At 51.4% G+C, this 18706-nt stretch carries 24 protein-coding genes and 1 tRNA gene; all 25 read left to right on the top strand.

Annotated elements, in window-relative coordinates; all coding sequences use genetic code 11:
* Positions 1 to 5: 5 nt before the first annotated feature.
* The 25 genes from FHS90_RS14350 to FHS90_RS14470 all read left to right on the top strand — a co-directional run bounded on the left by FHS90_RS14350 (position 6) and on the right by FHS90_RS14470 (position 18667).
* Complete coding sequence (locus FHS90_RS14350; protein WP_182513558.1) at positions 6 to 824, top strand: phage-derived integrase/recombinase RecT; 819 nt, start codon at positions 6 to 8, stop codon at positions 822 to 824.
* 51 nt (positions 825 to 875) lie between these two features.
* A complete protein-coding gene (locus tag FHS90_RS14355) occupies positions 876 to 1739 on the top strand; it encodes a hypothetical protein (protein WP_182513559.1) in 864 nt (287 codons plus the stop codon).
* Positions 1736 to 2113 carry a hypothetical protein gene (locus FHS90_RS14360; protein ID WP_182513560.1) on the top strand — a complete coding sequence of 126 codons (378 nt, stop codon included), beginning with the start codon at positions 1736 to 1738 and terminating at the stop codon, positions 2111 to 2113. The genes FHS90_RS14355 and FHS90_RS14360 overlap by 4 nt, the downstream gene beginning before the upstream one ends.
* Positions 2110 to 3153 carry a DnaB-like helicase C-terminal domain-containing protein gene (locus FHS90_RS14365; protein WP_182513561.1) on the top strand — a complete coding sequence of 348 codons (1044 nt, stop codon included), beginning with the start codon at positions 2110 to 2112 and terminating at the stop codon, positions 3151 to 3153. Before FHS90_RS14360 ends, FHS90_RS14365 begins: the two co-directional genes overlap by 4 nt.
* 3 nt (positions 3154 to 3156) lie before the next feature.
* Positions 3157 to 3351 (top strand): hypothetical protein, encoded by a 195-nt coding sequence (locus FHS90_RS14370; RefSeq protein WP_182513562.1) that lies wholly within the window; start codon positions 3157 to 3159, stop codon positions 3349 to 3351.
* Positions 3348 to 5882: a DNA methyltransferase gene (locus FHS90_RS14375; RefSeq protein ID WP_220483075.1), complete on the top strand. Its 2535-nt coding sequence runs from the start codon at positions 3348 to 3350 to the stop codon at positions 5880 to 5882. The genes FHS90_RS14370 and FHS90_RS14375 overlap by 4 nt, the downstream gene beginning before the upstream one ends.
* 84 nt (positions 5883 to 5966) lie before the next feature.
* Positions 5967 to 6191, top strand: a complete 225-nt coding sequence (locus FHS90_RS14380; RefSeq protein ID WP_182513563.1) for a hypothetical protein — start codon at positions 5967 to 5969, stop codon at positions 6189 to 6191.
* Between the two features lie 34 nt (positions 6192 to 6225).
* Positions 6226 to 6471: a hypothetical protein gene (locus FHS90_RS14385; RefSeq protein ID WP_182513564.1), complete on the top strand. Its 246-nt coding sequence runs from the start codon at positions 6226 to 6228 to the stop codon at positions 6469 to 6471.
* A complete protein-coding gene (locus tag FHS90_RS14390; RefSeq protein WP_182513565.1) occupies positions 6468 to 6665 on the top strand; it encodes a hypothetical protein in 198 nt (65 codons plus the stop codon). Before FHS90_RS14385 ends, FHS90_RS14390 begins: the two co-directional genes overlap by 4 nt.
* An 11-nt stretch (positions 6666 to 6676) precedes the next feature.
* Positions 6677 to 7009 carry a hypothetical protein gene (locus tag FHS90_RS14395; RefSeq protein WP_182513566.1) on the top strand — a complete coding sequence of 111 codons (333 nt, stop codon included), beginning with the start codon at positions 6677 to 6679 and terminating at the stop codon, positions 7007 to 7009.
* 11 nt (positions 7010 to 7020) lie between these two features.
* Positions 7021 to 7266 (top strand): hypothetical protein, encoded by a 246-nt coding sequence (locus tag FHS90_RS14400; protein ID WP_182513567.1) that lies wholly within the window; start codon positions 7021 to 7023, stop codon positions 7264 to 7266.
* Positions 7267 to 7277: 11 nt separating this feature from the next.
* Positions 7278 to 7928: a YopX family protein gene (locus FHS90_RS14405; protein WP_182513568.1), complete on the top strand. Its 651-nt coding sequence runs from the start codon at positions 7278 to 7280 to the stop codon at positions 7926 to 7928.
* An 891-nt stretch (positions 7929 to 8819) separates the two neighbouring features.
* Positions 8820 to 8891, top strand: a tRNA-Met gene (locus FHS90_RS14410).
* A gap of 389 nt (positions 8892 to 9280) precedes the next feature.
* Complete coding sequence (locus tag FHS90_RS14415; protein ID WP_182513569.1) at positions 9281 to 9829, top strand: HAD domain-containing protein; 549 nt, start codon at positions 9281 to 9283, stop codon at positions 9827 to 9829.
* A 23-nt stretch (positions 9830 to 9852) separates the two neighbouring features.
* Positions 9853 to 10158 carry a hypothetical protein gene (locus tag FHS90_RS14420; protein WP_182513570.1) on the top strand — a complete coding sequence of 102 codons (306 nt, stop codon included), beginning with the start codon at positions 9853 to 9855 and terminating at the stop codon, positions 10156 to 10158.
* Between the two features lie 31 nt (positions 10159 to 10189).
* Positions 10190 to 10942: a terminase small subunit gene (locus FHS90_RS14425; RefSeq protein WP_182513571.1), complete on the top strand. Its 753-nt coding sequence runs from the start codon at positions 10190 to 10192 to the stop codon at positions 10940 to 10942.
* Entirely contained in the window at positions 10942 to 12114 is a 1173-nt protein-coding gene (locus FHS90_RS14430) for a PBSX family phage terminase large subunit (RefSeq protein WP_182513572.1), read from the top strand. Before FHS90_RS14425 ends, FHS90_RS14430 begins: the two co-directional genes overlap by 1 nt.
* A 96-nt stretch (positions 12115 to 12210) precedes the next feature.
* A complete protein-coding gene (locus FHS90_RS14435; protein ID WP_182513573.1) occupies positions 12211 to 12819 on the top strand; it encodes a hypothetical protein in 609 nt (202 codons plus the stop codon).
* A complete protein-coding gene (locus FHS90_RS14440) occupies positions 12819 to 13025 on the top strand; it encodes a hypothetical protein (protein ID WP_182513574.1) in 207 nt (68 codons plus the stop codon). The genes FHS90_RS14435 and FHS90_RS14440 overlap by 1 nt, the downstream gene beginning before the upstream one ends.
* Positions 12970 to 14781, top strand: a complete 1812-nt coding sequence (locus tag FHS90_RS14445) for a hypothetical protein (RefSeq protein ID WP_182513575.1) — start codon at positions 12970 to 12972, stop codon at positions 14779 to 14781. Before FHS90_RS14440 ends, FHS90_RS14445 begins: the two co-directional genes overlap by 56 nt.
* 7 nt (positions 14782 to 14788) lie before the next feature.
* Entirely contained in the window at positions 14789 to 14938 is a 150-nt protein-coding gene (locus tag FHS90_RS14450; protein ID WP_182513576.1) for a hypothetical protein, read from the top strand.
* A gap of 34 nt (positions 14939 to 14972) precedes the next feature.
* Positions 14973 to 15854 (top strand): hypothetical protein, encoded by an 882-nt coding sequence (locus tag FHS90_RS14455; protein WP_182513577.1) that lies wholly within the window; start codon positions 14973 to 14975, stop codon positions 15852 to 15854.
* 227 nt (positions 15855 to 16081) lie between these two features.
* The gene (locus FHS90_RS14460; protein ID WP_182513578.1) at positions 16082 to 17005 is read left to right on the top strand and encodes a phage major capsid protein; all 924 of its coding nucleotides are present in this window, start codon (positions 16082 to 16084) and stop codon (positions 17003 to 17005) included.
* A gap of 79 nt (positions 17006 to 17084) precedes the next feature.
* Positions 17085 to 18236 (top strand): hypothetical protein, encoded by a 1152-nt coding sequence (locus FHS90_RS14465; protein WP_182513579.1) that lies wholly within the window; start codon positions 17085 to 17087, stop codon positions 18234 to 18236.
* 53 nt (positions 18237 to 18289) lie between these two features.
* The gene (locus FHS90_RS14470; protein WP_182513580.1) at positions 18290 to 18667 is read left to right on the top strand and encodes a hypothetical protein; all 378 of its coding nucleotides are present in this window, start codon (positions 18290 to 18292) and stop codon (positions 18665 to 18667) included.
* Positions 18668 to 18706 lie beyond the last annotated feature (39 nt).

Genomic DNA, 18706 nt, shown 5'->3' on the forward strand with positions numbered 1-18706 from the left:
CTATTATGAGCAATCAATTAGAACTGGCTAGAACGCAGGTAGTAGCCGCGCAAAAAAGCTTTAAAAGCGTCCCGAATAACAAACTTGATTTTGAAAGGGAGGCGGGATTTGCCATGCAAATGATTCAGGCCAACTCCTTTCTGGCTACCATGGAGCCGCAGAGTATCCGCAACTGCATCATCAACGTGGCACTCACCGGCCTAACCCTAAACCCGGTGCTAAAACTGGCCTATCTGGTTCCCAGAAACAAAAAGCTGATCCTTGACCCTTCCTACATGGGCCTGATCAATGTGCTGGTAACCTCCGGCGCGGCCAGGAAAGTGGAGGCAGAGGTGGTGTATGAGAACGATGTGTTCGATTACGAGAAAGGCACCAAGCCTTTTATCCACCACAAGCCCGCCCTGAAAAACCGCGGGGAGATTATTGCCGCCTATGCAGTGGCCTACCTGCCTAACGGGGAAATACAATTCGAGGTGATGAACCGCGATGAGCTGGACAAGGTGAAAAGGACCTCTGAGGCCGTGAAGAAAGGCGGGCACACGCCCTACAAGGAATGGGAAGGTGAGATGATGCGCAAAGCCCCTATCCGCCGCCTGTTCAAGTTCCTGCCCAAGCACAACATCCCGGAGCAGGTGGTGCACACCATGGCCCTGGATGAGCAGAACAACGGCGCCGACTTCAGTGCCCAGAAACAGGAAGCCGTCAAAAGCAAAGCCTCAGCCTTCTTTGACGATGCGCCTGAGGCGGAGATTGACAACACCCCCGATGGCATGACCCATGAGGAGGCAGACCGCGAACTGGCAGAGCAAGAGGCGGCGGCGTAACAGCCCCGCCTACAACAACCGATTCAAACAAGCAGCATAGGAGAGAGACACGTGAACTACATCAAGCAGATAAACGCCTTTTGGGAAAAAGAAAGGGACTTTGAAGGATTGGACGCATTGGTGCAGTCTTACTACTTCGCTTGCCTGTTTTTCGCCAACAAGTACGGGTGGGATTTCGAGGTCTACAGGGATGATATCATCGAGAAAGCTAAGGTCTCGAAATCCACCTACTACAAGGCTCGGGAAGTCGCTATGAAGCTTGGTTTAGTTCAATTTGAGGAAGGTAGCAACAAGCGCAGCAAGTGTAAGTTCAAGGTGATTCCACTGTACCAAATTAAGGACACTACGTGGGACACTACAAAGGACACTACACCGCCTCCAGTGTCCCAAAATCAGGACACAACGTGGGACACTACAAAGGACACTACACCGCCTCCAGTGTCCCAAAATCAGGACACAACGTGGGACCATACAAACAAACTAGAAAACTTAGAAACTACTACTGCTACTACTCCTTTGTCTGATAGCATTCAAGCCAAACCTGAACCGCAGCCGGTGGTGTATTCGCCAAGCGGGAATGAAGTCAAGCTTCCCTACCCGTCAGAAAAATTCAAAAAAGCATGGAAGGTGTGGCTGCTGCACCTATCAGAGAAAGACGCTAAACCTTACACCAGGCAGCAGGAGCGGGTGGTGCTGGATGAAATAAGCAAATATGCTTCAGTCAATGAAGACCTTGCCCTTAAAATCATCAAATACAGCATCAAAGGCGGGTGGGGTAAGATTTGCTACCCGAAAGACGCAGAGGAAATGGGCAGGATTGACCCTAAACCACCTAAACAACAAACTGAACCCGTGAAGTTGTCGCGACGCGACGTGGATATGATGTTCGGAACCCCAAAAGAAGTTGCAGCATGAACCCCATTACAGACAAAGCCCAAAACAGCATGAGTGTGGAATTGGCCAAGGAAGGCTTGAAAATGAGCGAGCAGCCACTGAAGAAACTACTGCAGCAGAGAGCCGCCATTGCAAAGGCTATCTACGCCAAAGAAGAAGTTTCCGATGCCTCTTTCAACAGGGCTAAGGCGGAGGAAGAAATGATAAAGGCGGTGGCTGGCTACAATGTGTCTGTTGAGGCGTTGCTGGAGGCCATGACACTGGAAAACCAGGCCCTCAGAAGGAAGCTTGCAGCCTGCCTGGAAGATGTAAATGACCTGAAGCAAGCCTATGCCATCAAGATGGCCGGGGAAGATACGCTTCTTCAGGTGCTTATGGAAAGGGTGGCAGCATGAGTTTCGGAGCAGAATTCCTGCAGGAAGAAGAAGTCCTTGAGCAGCGGCAACTACCGAAAGAATCACCGAGGCTTGACTTCAAGAAAGGGATTTACAGGGTTTCAGACGTGAGCAAGGAGATGGACCACACCTTCCACAATGGGAAGCCAAGGGGTATTACCACCCATATTCCCGATTTGGATGCGCACTTCACATGGAAGTCAGGGGAGCTGACCTGCGTAACGGGTTACCCGCAGCACGGGAAAACGGAGTTCACGCTTTTCCTGATGCTTCTGAAGGCTGTGTACGAGGGTTGGCGTTGGGTGATATTCAGCCCCGAGAACTACCCCGCCCCGGAACTATTCGACACCCTGATACACACTTACATCGGCATGTCTGTTGACCCTTATTACGGAAACCGGATGAGCCATAACCAATACCAGCGGGGCAAGGAGTTCATAGACGCCCACTTTGTGTACGTCTACCCGCAGGAGGCCCACACGCCCGAAGTGATAAGGGAATACGTGGAGTACCTGACTTCCGGGGAAACGTTTTCGGGAACTCTGAAAGACCCTTGGAACAAGATGGTCCACAGTTACACCGGGCGGGATGACTTGTACCTGGCCTCGCAGTTGCCGCTTGAGCAGAAGGTGGCAAGGGAAAAGAACCTTTGCAGCATCATAACGGCACACCCTAGGGCGCCGGGTAACCTGAAAAACGGCGACGACTTCCCGCACCCGACTCAATACAACCTGAGCGGCGGGGCAATGTGGGACAACATGTGCGACAACATACTGTGCCTTCATAGGCCTGACTTCCTGATGGACAAGACGAGCACTAGAACTCAATTCCATTCCCTTAAAATCAAGAAACAGAAACTGGTAGGGATTCCGGGTATGGTGGAGTTTATGTTTGAGCGAAGGAGTAACCGCTACCTCTACAACGGGGCAAGCCCTTTAGTAAGACCGGGGGTGCAGCCGGAGATTGAGATGACGCATCACGTGAGCAAGATTCCGGGGACACCGGGACGAGACTTTATAGAACCCAAATTCCCATTCTAAGCCATGCAGCACATAAGAACCATTGCCAGCGACTACTCCCATGAGATGGAGGTGAAGCTGAAACAGTCCCTGCCACGCTATTCAGACAAGGAGTTGGAGGTGCTGCTGGAATACTACCAGAACAAGCGGCCGGACCTGGCCAAGGGCTTGGAGCTTGTCCAGCAGGAGATCAACGCCAGAAAATCAGAACAGGCATGAGCAAGATAGAACCAACTACAGATATGAACTATACTCAATTCCTAGAGAGTAAAATACTCACCGTTGAGAATGTGGGCTTTGACGCCAAAGACATTAACCCGTCCCTTTTTCCACACCAAAGAGACATTGTACAGTGGAGCCTGAAAGGCGGCAGACGCGCCATCTTCTGCTCCTTCGGCCTGGGTAAGTCCGCCATGCAGTTGGAGATCGCCCGCCAGTGCGTCGCCTACACCGGTAAATCCTTCCTTATAGGCCTGCCATTAGGGGTTCTGGGGGAGTTCAAAGATGATGCCCGCGACCTAATAGGGGTACAGGTGCACTACGTGACCGGCATGGAAGAGGTAGCCACCAACGCGGGCCCCGCTATTTACTTGAGCAACTACGAGCGCATCAGAGACGGGAACTTTGACCCTGACTTCTTTGGCGGCGTGTCCTTTGACGAAGGCGACGCCATCAGGAACCTGGACACCAAGACCTCGGATTACATTATCCATGAGATGTCCAAGATCCCGCTGCGCTTCATCGCCACCGCCACCCCGGCGCCCAACGAATACACCGAGATCTTGAATTACGCGCAGTTCCTGGGCATCTGTGATCGGGGCCAGGCCCTTACCCGCTTCTTCCAGCGGGACAGCACGAAGGCCGGAAACCTAACCCTCTACCCGCACAAGGAAAAGGAGTTCTGGATATGGGTGCGCAGCTGGGCCATCTTCGTGGAGCATCCCTCAGACCTGGGCTACTCTGACGAAGGCTACGACCTGCCAAAGCTCAACATCCATTACCATGAGGTGAAGCTAGGGGACCGGGGGGTAATCATGGACCGCGACAACAACATCAAGATGTTCGCCGACGCCAGCCGGGGCCTAACGGAAAGCGCCCGCGAGAAGCGCGACAGCCTGAGCCTGCGGGTGGAGAAGGCGGTGGAGATAGTGCAGGCCGAACCGGAAAAGCATTGGATCCTGTGGCATGACCTGGAAGACGAACGCAAGCACATAGAGAAGATATTGCCGGAGGTGAAGTCTGTTTTCGGCTCGCAGAAGAACGAGGTAAAGGAGCAGATTCTAAACGAGTTCAAGCATGGCCATATCCAACACCTGGCCACCAAGCCCACCATCGCCGGGGCAGGGGTGAACTTCCAGTACCATTGCCACAGCGCGGTGTTCGTGGGCATAGGCTACAAGTTCAAAGACTTCCTACAGGCTATCCACCGGGTGCTGAGGTTCCGGCAGACCAAGGAGGTGAACATCCATCTGGTCTATACCGATGCCGAGACGGAGGTGCTGAAAATCTTGGAGGCCAAATGGAGCCGCCATAAGGAAATGATAGCAGAAATGACCAGGCTAATGAAACAATACGGTCTCTCACAGGCAGACGCCATCACTGAACTAAAAAGAAGCATGAAGATTGAACGCAAGGAAGCCAAGGGCCAGAACTTTACCTGCATCCACAACGACGCGGTAGAGGAGGTAAAGACCATGCCAGACAACAGCGTGAAGATGATCCTCACCAGCATCCCCTTCTCTGACCAGTACGAGTACTGCGAGAGCTACCGGGATTTCGGCCACAACAATGGCAACGAGGGTTTTTTTAAGCAGATGGATTTCCTGACGCCGGAGCTGCTTAGAATCACGGAACCAGGTCGCATCGCCTGCATCCACGTTAAGGACCGTATCCAGTTCAGTTACCAGAACGGGGTGGGATTTACCTCCCTGATAGATTTCTCCGGGCAGACTGTGGCACATTTCCTAAAACACGGATGGTGGTTATTGGGCAAACACATTATCACCACGGACGTGGTACGGGAGAATAACCAGACTTACCGGTTAGGTTGGACAGAGAACAGCAAGGATGGTTCCAAGATGGGCGCAGGTTCCCCGGAGTACCTGCTTGTATTCAGGAAGGCCCCGACCGATACTTCCAACGCCTATGCAGATGACAAGGTGGTAAAGTCAAAGGAACAGTATTCACGTGGGCGGTGGCAGTTAGATGCGCACGCCCATTGGAACAGCGCCGGCAACCGGCTCCTTTCACCTGAGGAGCTTCGGAAGATGGACCTTGGTAAAATCTATAAGTGGTGGGAATCCTACAGCAAATCCACTGCTTACAAGTTTGAAGACCATGTGGCCATCTGTGAAACTTTGGATAGCATGGGTAAGCTGCCAAGCACCTTCATGGCCATACCTCCTAAGTCAAAGTCGGATGTGGTTTGGGATGACATTAACCGCATGAATACGCTTAACACCAGACAAAGCCAGAAGAAGCAGGAAAAGCATGTGTGCCCCTTACAGTTTGACATTGTGGACAGGGCAATAGAGAGGTACTCTAACCCTGGGGACTTGGTGTATGACCCTTTCGGCGGAGTGATGACAGTTCCCTACCGATGCATTAAGCTGGGCCGCAAAGGCATGGCCACTGAACTTAACGAAGGGTATTGGAGAGACGGTGTAGAATATTGCAGAGAGGCTGAATACAAAGCCACTATCCCAACACTCTTTGACTTCCTGGAAGAACCCATAAGCCAAGCATCATGACCGGCTTCCCCTTAGAATACGGCTACGCCCACGGGCAGTGCCACCATTACCTGCAGGAGCAGGAGCCGATAACACAGGAAGAAAATGATGGAGATAGCGACGCAGCAGGAGCGGCTGGCCTTCATAGCGGCCAACCCGCAGATAGGCACCTTGGCCTTGGCAAAGCGGTTCCAGGTGTCCAGGAAGACGATACAGAACGACAAGCGCAAACTCAGCGGCAACCCCAGGAAGCAGAAAAAGCGCAAACCGGAAACCCAGGCCAAGCAGTCGGGCATACTCCGGGACAGATTCATCTACAACAGTTTTTAACCAACCACTAAAGCAGCATAGAAAAATGGGAAACATGAAAGAAATCTCTCGCGCGGTATATATCGGTGAGAAAACCACAGAACATATCATGCTTGGCTGCCTTCAGCGGGTAGCAGATGCACAGGAGGCCATGGCAAAGCCTTATGTAAAACTAATCGCAGATTTAGAATGGTACAGGAGCCAGTGGAAAGAGGCTGTAGCCCAACGTGATTCCCTAGCCAGAACCAACAATACACTCAAAGGGCATATCACCCGCCTTAAAAACAAGCTCCAGCCATGACCACGCAACTGACCCTCTCCGTGTGCCTCTCCAAGGAAGAGCAGCGGGACGCGACCCTGATCGCCCTGGGCTACCCCGGCTATGAGCCCAAGACCGACCACGGGCGGCAGATGAAAGCCCAGTACACCGCCACCAAGCAGCCCACCCTCGCCCGGCCACTGAAACCCGCCAACGCATCCATCAACAACGATTAATTGACAAGTTTATGGAGTTTGATAATAGAGTTCCGCTAAAGCAAAACACCTACAGCAATGGAGGAAGATTTATAGGGCTTAGTTTATCTGAGCCATTTCATCATCAGGGTTTAAAAAGAGAATGTGTTGAGGCACACTCATACTACCCCCTTCTGATTGATGAATGTACTGGAGTACCTGGGTTGCCTGTAGAAGAAGTTGGGGGATATAAGGTGAGCCAGACGCTGTTCATTGCTAAAAAAGTAGACGAACTAATTATTCACCTACAAGATGTTAAGGCAAAGCTACTCCAGTCCATTGGACAGGAGAATAAACACGGGAAACAAACCTCACTTTTTAATTAACCCCACCCGCCATGCAAACAGCAATCCACCCCGAAACCGAAAAGCCCCGAGTGTTCGAGGCGCTACTCCTCAACGCCCACTGGGTGCCCGTCATGGTGGTCGTGTTCCAGTTCACCCTGCTGGGCTACACTATCGGATTTAAGGAACGCCGGTTCCGCTCCCCCTACACCAACCGCGTGCACAAGCTGCACAAGGCGCTGCGGAAAGAGCGAAAGGCAGAGTTAGAATGTCAACAGCACCTAGGAATAGGTGCGTAAATCAGAAGAAGATGAATAGAGAGATAAAGTTTAGAGCTTGGGATAAAAGCGGTAAGAAATGGATTGGTGAAGACGGTTATTCTATTCTTGCCATTACGTTTGACGGATCCGCTGTAAGGTGCAACACGGATTCATGCGAAAGCCCAGTCTCGTATTTTGATTCAGTAGAAATCATGCAGTTCACCGGCCTTTGGTGGGTTTGGCTTGAACTCATCAAAAGATACAAGCCGCAAATCATCATTGGGGAAAACGTCACAGCAATCAGAAGCAAAGGGCTTGACAGAATCCTTCACAGCCTTGCCGAAATCGGGTACGATGCGGAATGGTGTGATCTGTCAGCCTCTGAATTTGGTGCGCCACACCCCCGTGCGCGTACGTGGGTTGTGGCTTACCCCCACGGCTTCGGACGGGGAGAAGAGAGCATCATTTTCAGCCAAATCGTTGGCAGGCCGATTCCACAAGCACCCGAATGGGAACCTAGCAGAGCAATATGCAGCACTTACCGGAAAAAGACTTTGCCCGAGACTTACGGAATACATGATGGGTTACCCAGAAAACTGGACAAAGGTGGCCTAGACCCTGAGATTAAGGCATATGGCAATGCAATTGCGCCTCCTGTTGCAAGAGCCATATTTAGAGCTATAAAGGAGGTGTTACTATAAAATCTAATGATTAAAACTGCACACCCTTCCCGTTCCTTTCCAGCAGCAGGTGCACGAGCCACCTCTGCCGGGCAAGGCGGAAGCTTCGGAACAGGGCGCGGGAGCTGGCGAAATCCATGCGAAAATACCCTTGTGATACTTGTATAATTCAGTGAAATTTACGTATTTAGAGTTTCTTGGTTAAAGTAACTGTTTGATAGATTTTTCACCTAATCTTACCATTATGAAAAAGCAATAACAACAACCTCCGCCTGCCTCTGATGCAAGCGTAAAGGGGCGGGGTTTAGTAAAGGCACTGGAAAGGTCAACGGCTTGCCGAATACTGCCCCACCGTTGGTAGAAAGGAAGTAGGCGCAGTGCCAGGTCAAAGGTGATTCGCTTCGCCTTTGGCCACTAACAGCAAGGGAGAAGCCTTTGCTAAGAAATGGAGAGGTGGCGGAATTAACGCATCGCGAGGAAGTGTAAATAGCTAAGGAGCCGCGATTAACCCGTATTCAAAAACAGCTTTTTCGGTTGAAGCACGTGTGAGAGTCCGTGTCAGCTACGGCTAAGTAGCCCCACTAATTTTGGTTGCTAAGATGTATGGGCAAGCAACTAGAAACGAAACCGAGCAGGTAACCAATCCTGCCCTCTCTTGATTACATGGAACTGATTGGTGAAAAGGAAGGCGTAAAAGGGCGCGAAATGTAAAGCAGCTGAGTAGCGAGCCTGTAAGTCGTGCCGGGGTACTGCTGCTAATTGTCTGGAACTACCTCGTACAGCCGCAAGGTAAAAGCCCGGCCTGTTTCGCAAGTTCGAATCTTGCCAGTTCCACGAGGGGAGAGCCTCCCTTATGAAGGCTACTCAAAAGCGATGGTTGAGGCTTTGACAGTCGGGGAAAGACCCGAACACAGTGCGGTAGAGCAGTGGTAGCTCGCAAGGCTCATAACCTTGAGGTCGGGAGTTCGAATCTCCCCCGCGCAACTACCGGAAGGCAGAAGGCCGACCGAATATTAACACCCTTACCTGCTTCCCGAATGGTTTAAACTTAGCGGGGGTTGCAAGCTTGCCCATTCGGGGAACAGGTGAAGGGGGGAAAGGAAAAGAACTTTATGAGATATTTTTTAATCGCTTATTCAGAGACATTCCCAAACGGGATTAAAAACGTTAGCTCAACTGCTGTAGAAAGAAGCGCTTTCCCGTCTCTGGCAGAATGTATTATACACGCTCAGCGCGGGCTAGAGAGCAGACAAATCAATTCGATACTTAGTGTATGTGAGTTTTCTAAGGAGGACTGGGAGGTATTTAAATCAAGATTGGAGCCTAACAAATAACCACTCCCAACCTCGGTTGGGTAAAGGGAAAGAGAGAGTATGAAAGTTGTATTCCTAGATATTGATGGCGTTTTGAATACAGAAGTGTATATGAGACACCTGTTTTATATACATGAAAACGTAGGCGTTAAAGAATATAAAGCAATCAAAGCCTCGCATCTATACCGTGACGAATTTGGGCATTGGTTTGACCCTATGGCAGTTGATATGCTGAAATGGGTAATAGAAGCCACAGGAGCAAAGATTGTTATTAGCTCTACTTGGCGTATGTCTGGCACAGAAGTAATGAAGGAACTTTGGAAGAAACGGGAATTGCCTGGGGAAATAATTGGTATCACACCCAACCACAGACGAAGAACGGGTTCATCTTTGCAGAGAGGCAAAGAGATTCAAGAATGGCTTGACTTACACCCAGAGGTAACAGATTATGTAATAATCGATGATGATGCAGACATGGAGCCGAACCAAAAAGACAGTTTCGTGCAGACAGACTACCAATATGGGTTGACATATCAGAAGGCTTTTGAGTGTGTTTCAATTTTGAATAGTGAAGTGTTAGTAGAAAAGAACCCACCCATTTTAACCTAACAGCCCTTTGGGGAGAAAGAGATATGGCAAAATTCAGAAAAAAACCAGTAGTGATTGAAGCTGTTCAACTATTAAACACACCTATGTCAATCTTAGAGGTTGAAAGATTTATCGCCCAAAAAGAGGATATAGGACACACATCATGCCGTAGAGCAGAAGATGCTTGGGACGATTATGAAAAGATACTTGAAAGACAGGGAGGTAGAGTTATTAAAACCTTAGAAGGAGATATGATGGCTTCTTTTGGCGACTGGATTATAAAAGGCGTTAACGGTGAATTTTACCCTTGCAAGCCTGATATTTTTGAAAAGACATATGAACCAGCCTAACCCCCTACCCACAGACCCGAAAGGAGAATAGATGGCAGCAGTGAAACTGACCGATAAGCAGCAGAGATTTTGTGAGGAGTACCTGGTGGACCTGAACGCCACCCAGGCTGCTATTCGTGCGGGGTATAGTGAGAAGACTGCTTATTCAATGGGGTGGGAAAACCTGAGAAAACCTGAAATTCGGGCGGCTATTGATGCCAGACTGGAAGAGATTGCTCTTGGAGCCAAGGAGACAGTTAAACTCATTTCAGACATTGCCAAAGCCTCGTTGAATGACTACTTCGAAATTAAGGAAGTGGTGCGCAGGCCAAAGGTGGAAAAACATCTGTCCCAAGTGATTGAAGACCTGAAGCAGGAGATAGCTATTCACGATGAGTATGCGGATGCCTTGGGTTATTCAGATAAAGAGCTGGATGATCATTATGCGCAGCAGGGGGCAAGGAGAAGGGAGATCGTCAAGCTCCAAATTCAATTGAAGCATAACCCAAACGCCACTGTCGTGGTGGATGGCCCTGCTCAGTTGGTAAAGGTGGCCGACTTAGATCTGGTCAAGTTAGTCCTAGACAAACAGGCTGGGCGCATCAAATCCGTTAAGCCATCTGAGTTCGGCACCACAGTTGAAATGTATCCAGCAGATGCCGCACTAACCAACCTTGCCCGTATGCACGGTCTTTTTGAGAAAGACAACGAGCAAGGCAAGGCTATGCCAATCATCCAAGCTGAAGTCAGGATTATCCCCTCAGATGCAAAGATTGCTTCCAGCGAGAAAGACGTACTCCTGTAATGTTTGAAACCTCCGTACTCTACGAAGCCAACTACAATGCCACCGCCCAGGTGGTAGTTGATCAGGGAGGGACCAGCTCCGGAAAGACCTACAACATCCTGCAGGTGCTCTTTACAAAACTTTCCGAAAGGCCACGTAAGGTCTGTACCGTAGTTGGTCAGGATATTCCCAACCTGAAAGCGGGCGCTTTGCGTGATGCGCTGGAAATCTTCGACAACACGCCTACACTCCGGAGGCTCATCAAATCCTACAACAAGTCAGACCGGATCTTCACCTACCACAACGGCTCTATCATGGAGTTTAAGTCTTATGATGGGCCGCAGGATGCCAAGTCAGGTAAACGAGACTACCTGTTCGTTAACGAGGCCAACGGGGTGGAGTACCTGATATGGAAAGAACTGTTCCTGCGTACCCGCATCCAGTCCTACATTGACTACAACCCCAACGCCGAGTTCTGGGTGCATGAGCACCTGATAGGCAAACCGTTTGTCCAAACCTTCATTTCTGATCACCGCCACAACCCCTTCCTCTCTGACATGCAGCGGGCCACCATCGAGGCCCTACGTGATGAGGATGAGGAGTTGTGGCGCGTGTATGCTCGTGGCCTCACCGGCAAGATAGAAGGTTTGGTGCTGCGGAACTGGTCGCTCTGTGACGAGATCCCGGCCGATGCCAAGCACGTTGGCACGGGCATGGACTTCGGCTTTACCAATGACCCCACCGGCGTAGTGGACGTGTACATGCAGAACGGGGAGCTGTGGCTGGATGAGCTCATGTACGACTACGGGTTGACCAATCCGGCCATCTGCAAACGCCTGGATGAAGCGGGTTTTAACCGCCGCCATGACATCATTGCCGATTCTGCCGAGCCCAAGTCCATCCGGGAGATCAAAGACCAGGGCTTCCGCATAGAAGGTGCGGTTAAAGGTCCTGATAGCATCTTGAACGGCATAGACATCCTTAAACGCTACCACCTGAACGTGACCAAGCGCAGCACCAACCTCCGGAAAGAGCTCAACAACTACAAGTGGAAAGTGGATAAAACCACGGGCAAGGCCACCAATGAACCGGTGGACGTGTTCAACCACTTGATAGACCCGCTCAGGTATGTGGCGCTGAACAAGATAGGCAAACAGCAAGCCCGGCCGGCTTACCTGCGCCGCCTTAATTAGCAAAGCTAAAATAATTGGTTTTTTATTTGCCAAAACCATTGGTATTTACGTACTTTACACAGGTTATATAAAGTATTACTTTAACTGTGTAAAACAATGCCTGAAACCTGCACACTCCCGTCTTCGCTTACCGCTATCACACTCTCTGACTGCGAACTGAAATTAGATCAGATTGTAACCTTCCTGGTGCAGCGCGGGCAGCCAAGCAACCCAGCCACCCCGATTTTTGGCACAGAGGCGGCATTTAAGGCCTTGGCCACTTGGACACCTTTGCTTGCTGCTACTGATGACACCAAGGTGGTGAAAACGCCTGAGTTCTCAGGGTTGGTGATCCCTTCCTCAGAAGGGCAGTTTGAAGGGGGCGGTGACAACTCCACCATTGACGGCATCGCCATTTATAAAGGCGAGGGTCCGGTGGATGTGACAGGCGGCATGTTCCGCAACCTGACCTCTACTACACGGCAGGATCTGCTGAAGCTGGTGAATGAGCCGAATCTGACCGTGTACATGGTCAACCGCCACGGCAACATCTTCGCAAAGTCTGATTACAACGGTATTCCCATCAAGAACTTCCGCTTGGGCAGCACCGGTTCCGAAGGCTACAACGAGGACAACAAGACCCCGTTCAGCTTCTCGCTGCAGGAAGGGTGGGATAACGACCTGATCATGGTGAAAGCCGATTTCAACCCAAGATATGACCTGTAATGGCGAAAAAGAATGAGGTGACGCTCAAAAACACGGAATCGGGGGAGGAAAAGGTTTTCGGCATCGACCACGCCGAGAACCTCCTCCGGTACCAGGAGCAGAAGAAGTACAACCATTGGCAACTAACCGACAAGCGTTTCATATTCGAGAATGGCGACCTTATCAGACCAAGAGGTAATAGACCGCCTAAAGGCACCAAAGAATAAGGCGCTTATAAGCCAATGCATTGCCCATGAGCAGCGCCTGAGGATGCACGTGGAACCGGTGCTGGAAAAGGAAAGCCTGAAGAACAACCCTGCTTTCCAGAAGTTTCTGGCTGCGAAAAGGGAGCAGCTGCCCGCTGATAAGTACAAGGCGTTTGAGCAGAAGGTGACGGCGCCGCTGGTTTCAAATGATGTATGTGACACTATCTCCAGCAGCCTCTCCCGTGTCTTCGAGGCACAGAACAGCTTCCGGAAGGTGGAGTTCAGGTCTGCAGAACTGGAGGCGCAATTCAATGAGCTGCTGGAGGCCAACGGGGTTGACAGCTTCTGGAAGACCAGAGGCTTTGAGGCGCTGAAGGTGGCGCCTAACTCAATTCTGGTGGTGGATGCCCCAAGGGAGCAGACCACCCCAAGGCCGCAGGTCTACCAGTACCTGGTCAACATCTCCGATGTGGTGGATGTGGACGTGAAAGGTGACGGTGCCTGCGAATACGTTCTTTTCAAGATTGGCAAAGACGAGACGGGGAAGCTTGATTTGTTCGCCGCTTTGGACGATGCGAGTTACCGTGTTTTCTCCAAAGACGAGAACGGCAAATACAACAAGGAGGGCGAAGATGCCCCGCATGCACTGGGTTACTGCCCGGCTCACCCTTTCTGGCGGGAGTTGCTTTCCAGCCGTGACAGCTTGCAACGGGTTTCCCCGTTCACCAAGGCGTTGGGGAGGCTGGACGAGTATGTTGATTTGCATGCCAGTATAGAGTTCTACCATTCATTCGGCATGTGGCCAGTGATCTGGAACTATGTGGGTTCTTGCGACTACAAAGACGAGCATTCCAACCCTTGCGAGGGCGGATATGTGAACTACACAAACTTGCAAGGGGAGCCATGCCAGAAGAAATGCCCTAAGTGCGAACAGAATTCACTGATTGGGCCAGGCTCCCGTTTCGGCGTTAGTACTCCGGACACTAAGGATTCATTCGACCAGATGGATAACGGACCCATGGGAATGCTGAAGGTGGACATTGAGGCCCTGAAGTTCTCTCAGGACAAGTTAAAGGCGCTGGAGCAGACCATTGTTACACGTTGCGCCGGAAGAGAGGCTTCTTCCCGTTCTGAGGCAAAGAACGAAACGCAGGTACAGGGTGAGTTTGAAAACAAGGAAGATGTACTTACCAACATTGCCTGGGGTTTTGAGGTGATCCAGGAGTGGGCGTTCAGCACCATGGCAAGACTTTGGGGCGGGGATGACTTTGTAAGGGTCACAGTGTCGCTCGGGGATGACTTCTACCTGCAGACGGTAGAAGAGCACCTGCAGGCCTATGAGCTGAACAAGAAGGCCGGAATGCCCATGCACGTACTGGCTGCCAACCGTGAGATGATCGGCAGTACCCAGTACAAGAACGACCCGGAGCAGCTGGAGCGCAGCCGCATACTAGCCAATCTGGAGCCATTCGCAGACCTGACCATCACCGAGCTGCGGGACTTCAAAAAGGACTTCCCGTACCTCGTGTCTGACGAGGCCATGCTTCTGAAGGTGAACTTCGATTACTACGTGAAACGCTTTGAGCGGGAGCAGCTGCCGGTACACATGGTAGCCTCCGAGGGTGTTTCGTTCAACAGGAAAATTGAGCTTATCCAAAATAAACTGTACGATTATGTCAGAGAACAAAATGCTAAAAGGGAGCAAAGACAGCAATTACCAATTCCCGGAGACGGAGAAAGATCTGATGCACTTGAAGCTAACGCAGAAGTTGCATAACCCTGCCTTGAAAAATTACACCGACCATGAGCGCGTGGTGCAGTTCTCAGTCCGCGACTTTGAGAACATGGATAAAGAAGGGGCCTTCAAGGGGTATGACGGCGTAGACATTTTGCATGACCCGCGAGAGCAGGCGAAGAAATCAGGTAAAGAGTAAATCAATCAACCCATTCTTAAAAGGGACTTAAGAAATGACAAAAGAAGAAGCAGACGCTCTACTGAGTGACAAACCGGAGGTACAGAATGTCTTTATCGAAGCGCTGAAAGGCAAGGGGTTCAATATTCTTACTTCAGAAGACCAGAATAAATTTGTGGAAAGTGAGCGGGCGCGTATCGCGGCTGAGAAAACCTCTGAGATTTATTCTGCCCTGGACAAAGACATTGCCGAATCCTCCGGGCTGACAAAGGAGCCTAACGAAAAGACCTACGATTTCGCCAAGCGCGTGATCGCCAGTTTCAAAGAGCAATACGGCACCTCTGACAAAACCATCAAGGAGTTGCAGGAGAAGTTGAAAGCGAATGCCAGTGATGAAACGCTGAAGGCCCAAGTGGAGGCTTACCAGAAAAAAGAGCAGGAGTGGCAGGAACTTCTTTCTCAAAAAGACCAGGTTCTTTTTGAGAAAGAAGTAAGCATTGACCTGAACAAAGCCCTTGTGGGGTTCAAACCTAAGCCAGGCCTGCCGGAGAGCCTCGTTAACCTTGCGATAGCGAATGCCAAGGCAGAGTTGGTGAAGTCTGCCAAGAAAAACGAAGACGGAAGCATTGTGTACCTAGATGCGGAAGGGAAACCTATCCTGGGGGCCAATATGCAACCAGCCACCGGAGAGGCCCTGCTTTCGGAGAAACTGAAGGAATACCAGGACAACGGCCACAAACAAACTGGTGCCGGAGCAGGCGGCAGTTCATCTGGTTCTGACAATACCGGAACCGTTATGATACCTGAAGGGCTTAAAACCAAACAGGAGGTAACCCAATTCCTTATCAAAGCCGGTGTTTTGTCCGGAACGGAGCAGCACCAGGCACTTTACACAGAGTACATCAAGAAGCACCCCAACCTTCCGTTGGCTGCTTAAAGTTAAATTCCTAGTGGCTAAGGGGTAGCCGCTGAAACATGCCCAAAAGGAAAGTGGGCAACAGAAATGATTGTTCAATTTTAAACCAAAACAAAATGTTTGATTTAGCGGCTACCCTGATCACGGACTACACAGCGGATTCCGAGGGACTCAGCAAAAACGTTCAGCGCTCTACCAGCACGGGCGCACTGGCATTGGCCAGAAAACAAACCAACGACCCACTGAGCGTGGTCACCCCAAGCGTGCGTCAGCAGTTTGACAAAGCCTTCGGCGGCACGCTGAAAGTTAGGGCAACCAACTATCAGGACCCGGCAATCACCAACGTACGGACCTGTGCCGTGCAGACAGGCGACCTGAGCAACACGGTTATTCCCGTTACTGTTGTAACGCTTGCTTTCGGGTTTGCCATTTCCCGAGACCTGTTCCATAACAATCTGATGGAATATCAGGAGGCCTTCAACTCCATGCTGCGTGCACGTGAGATTAAGTCTCTGAAGATTCTGGACACTGCGGTGCGGAATTATATTGAAACGAACCGCAACACCTATGCCGGTGATTTGGCTTCTTATTACCCTTTTACGGGTAGTGCCCTTCGTGTGCCGTATGATGAGCGTATCGGCATGTTCAACAGCCTGACCGCCATTATGCAGACAATGGACTTCGGCGACCAGAACCCGGATATCCTGACCAACCCGATGGGCGGCGCTCAACTGAACCCGTTGATTGCCAACGGCCCGCAGAACGCCAACAACACCGCCTACCAGTTTGCCGGTTATGACGCGCCGTACGTGTCCAACCGTGTGACCAACGGCGCAGGCGTTCTGGCTACCTATTATGCGGTGAACCCCGGGACTTTGGGCTTCCTTACCAGAATAGACCCGACCTGTAAGCGCGGTGCCGACCACGGCAACAAGAAATGGACCACGTACCAGTCTAACATCTTGGGAGAGACTATGGGTCTATTCTGGAGAGCGGATTGTGCCGACCTGACGGAAGAAACATGGGCTACCGTTGGCAACGACGGTTTGACCCGTGCTGAGATGGAATCCTTTGAGTGGTCCATGGACTATGCCATTTTCGGTGCATGGAACCCACGCCCTCTCGCTGACTACAGCCCAATCCAGAAGATTGAACTGTTAGCGTCTGTCTAACCGGTATTTCTCTAAAAGGTGATAAAGGCCCGCTCTGTGATAGGGCGGGCCTTTTGCATAACGGGCAAATCTAAAGAATATGTACAACACCAAGACCTTACAGGGCTGCACGGCGGGGCTGATCGGCTTTGAGCAGAGCTACACACCGGGCGTACCCCAACTGGCAGCCGAGCTGCTGGAGAGCCGCAGCGGCCTTTATTACCGCTCCTTTCACCCGTTGCTGACCGTGGATAACCTGCTGAACCTGCTGGAGACCTCCATGGTGCAGGCAAACAACGCGGGTGCATTACTCAGCGACTACCTAAAGCGCATGGTGGGGGCCAGTACCAACAAGCTGCTCATGGCCATCTTCCAGCAGAAGAAACTCGGCCAGCAGGTAAAGAGCTTGTTTGAGGACACGAGGCTTTTCCACGGCGCCGCCAGTTACACGGACAAGATTATCCGGCAGGGCCGCTTTGTAGGGCTGGAACTGCATCTTTCCGGAAGCGATGACATGGCCACGGTGATCAACCAGGTGGGGGTTCAGTTTGACACGGCGCAGACGGGCATGAAGCTATACCTGTACCAGGAAGGTACGGAGGAGCCGGTATGGGTGCAGGAGGTGAGCATCACCAAGCCTATCCAGTTCTCATGGTTCAGCCTGGACGCCGCCAACCCAAACACGCTGCCCGCTGGCGTGTACTGCCTCGGCTACTATGAGGATGATCTGCAGGGGCAGGCCATCAACCGGCAGTCGGACATGAGCAAACCGCCGTGCATGACCTGCAACGGCTATGACACTGCCTATTACCGCACATGGAGCCCATACGTGAAGGTGCGGGCGTTCTCCGTGCCGATGGCCTCTATCACGCCGGAGCGGGTGCAGTGGGAGTCTATCGCCATGGACTACGGCAAGAGCGACACCAACTGGGGGCTGAACCTTGCCTTCTCCATGAAGTGCGACCTAACGGCTTTCATCTGCCGGCACTCTGACCTTTTGACAAACGCGCTCGGGCTGCAGGTGGCCGTGGACCTGATTACAGAGATGGCCTATTCCACGCGCGACAACGAGAAGAAGCAGAAGCTGGGGCCGTTGGCCTTCGCCGCCTTGGAAAACAGCGCCACGGGCACGCCTGGGCTTACAGTAAGGCTTTCCGCCGCCATCAAGGCGCTGGAGTTTGACCTGAGCGACTTTGACGGCCGCTGCCTGCCCTGTGCGCCTAGCAACAGCCTTAGGAGGGTGGCAATCTGATGGAACGCCTGAACCGCCTCATATCGCAGCTCCAGACACTTGACGTGGGCGCCATGGCAGAAGTTGTTCTGGAGGAAAACAGAACAACCATTGAGAACTGGAACGCCGACCAGATGGAGGCGGGGCTGCGGGCAGACGGAACACGAATAGAGCCGGACTATACCGAGAATACCAAGCGCATTAAGCAAGTGAAGGGGCAGCCCTTTGACCGGGTGACCCTGAAAGACACCGGTGCTTTCCACAACAGCATCCGGATGATCGCCCAGGACAACGAATTCCTGCTAAAGGGTGATGATCCCAAGACCGTTGCGCTGAAAATGAAATACGGTGACGCCATTCTGGGACTTACCGAGGAAAACACCGAAGACCTGAAGCAGGCTTATCTCAAGGAAGGGCTACGGGAGAGAATCAAAGACCATCTGAAAGTATGATGATTATTGAGAACAAATTCGACATAGGGCAGACCGTTT

The organism is Rufibacter ruber (assembly GCF_014138425.1).
Classification (GTDB): domain Bacteria; phylum Bacteroidota; class Bacteroidia; order Cytophagales; family Hymenobacteraceae; genus Nibribacter; species Nibribacter ruber_C.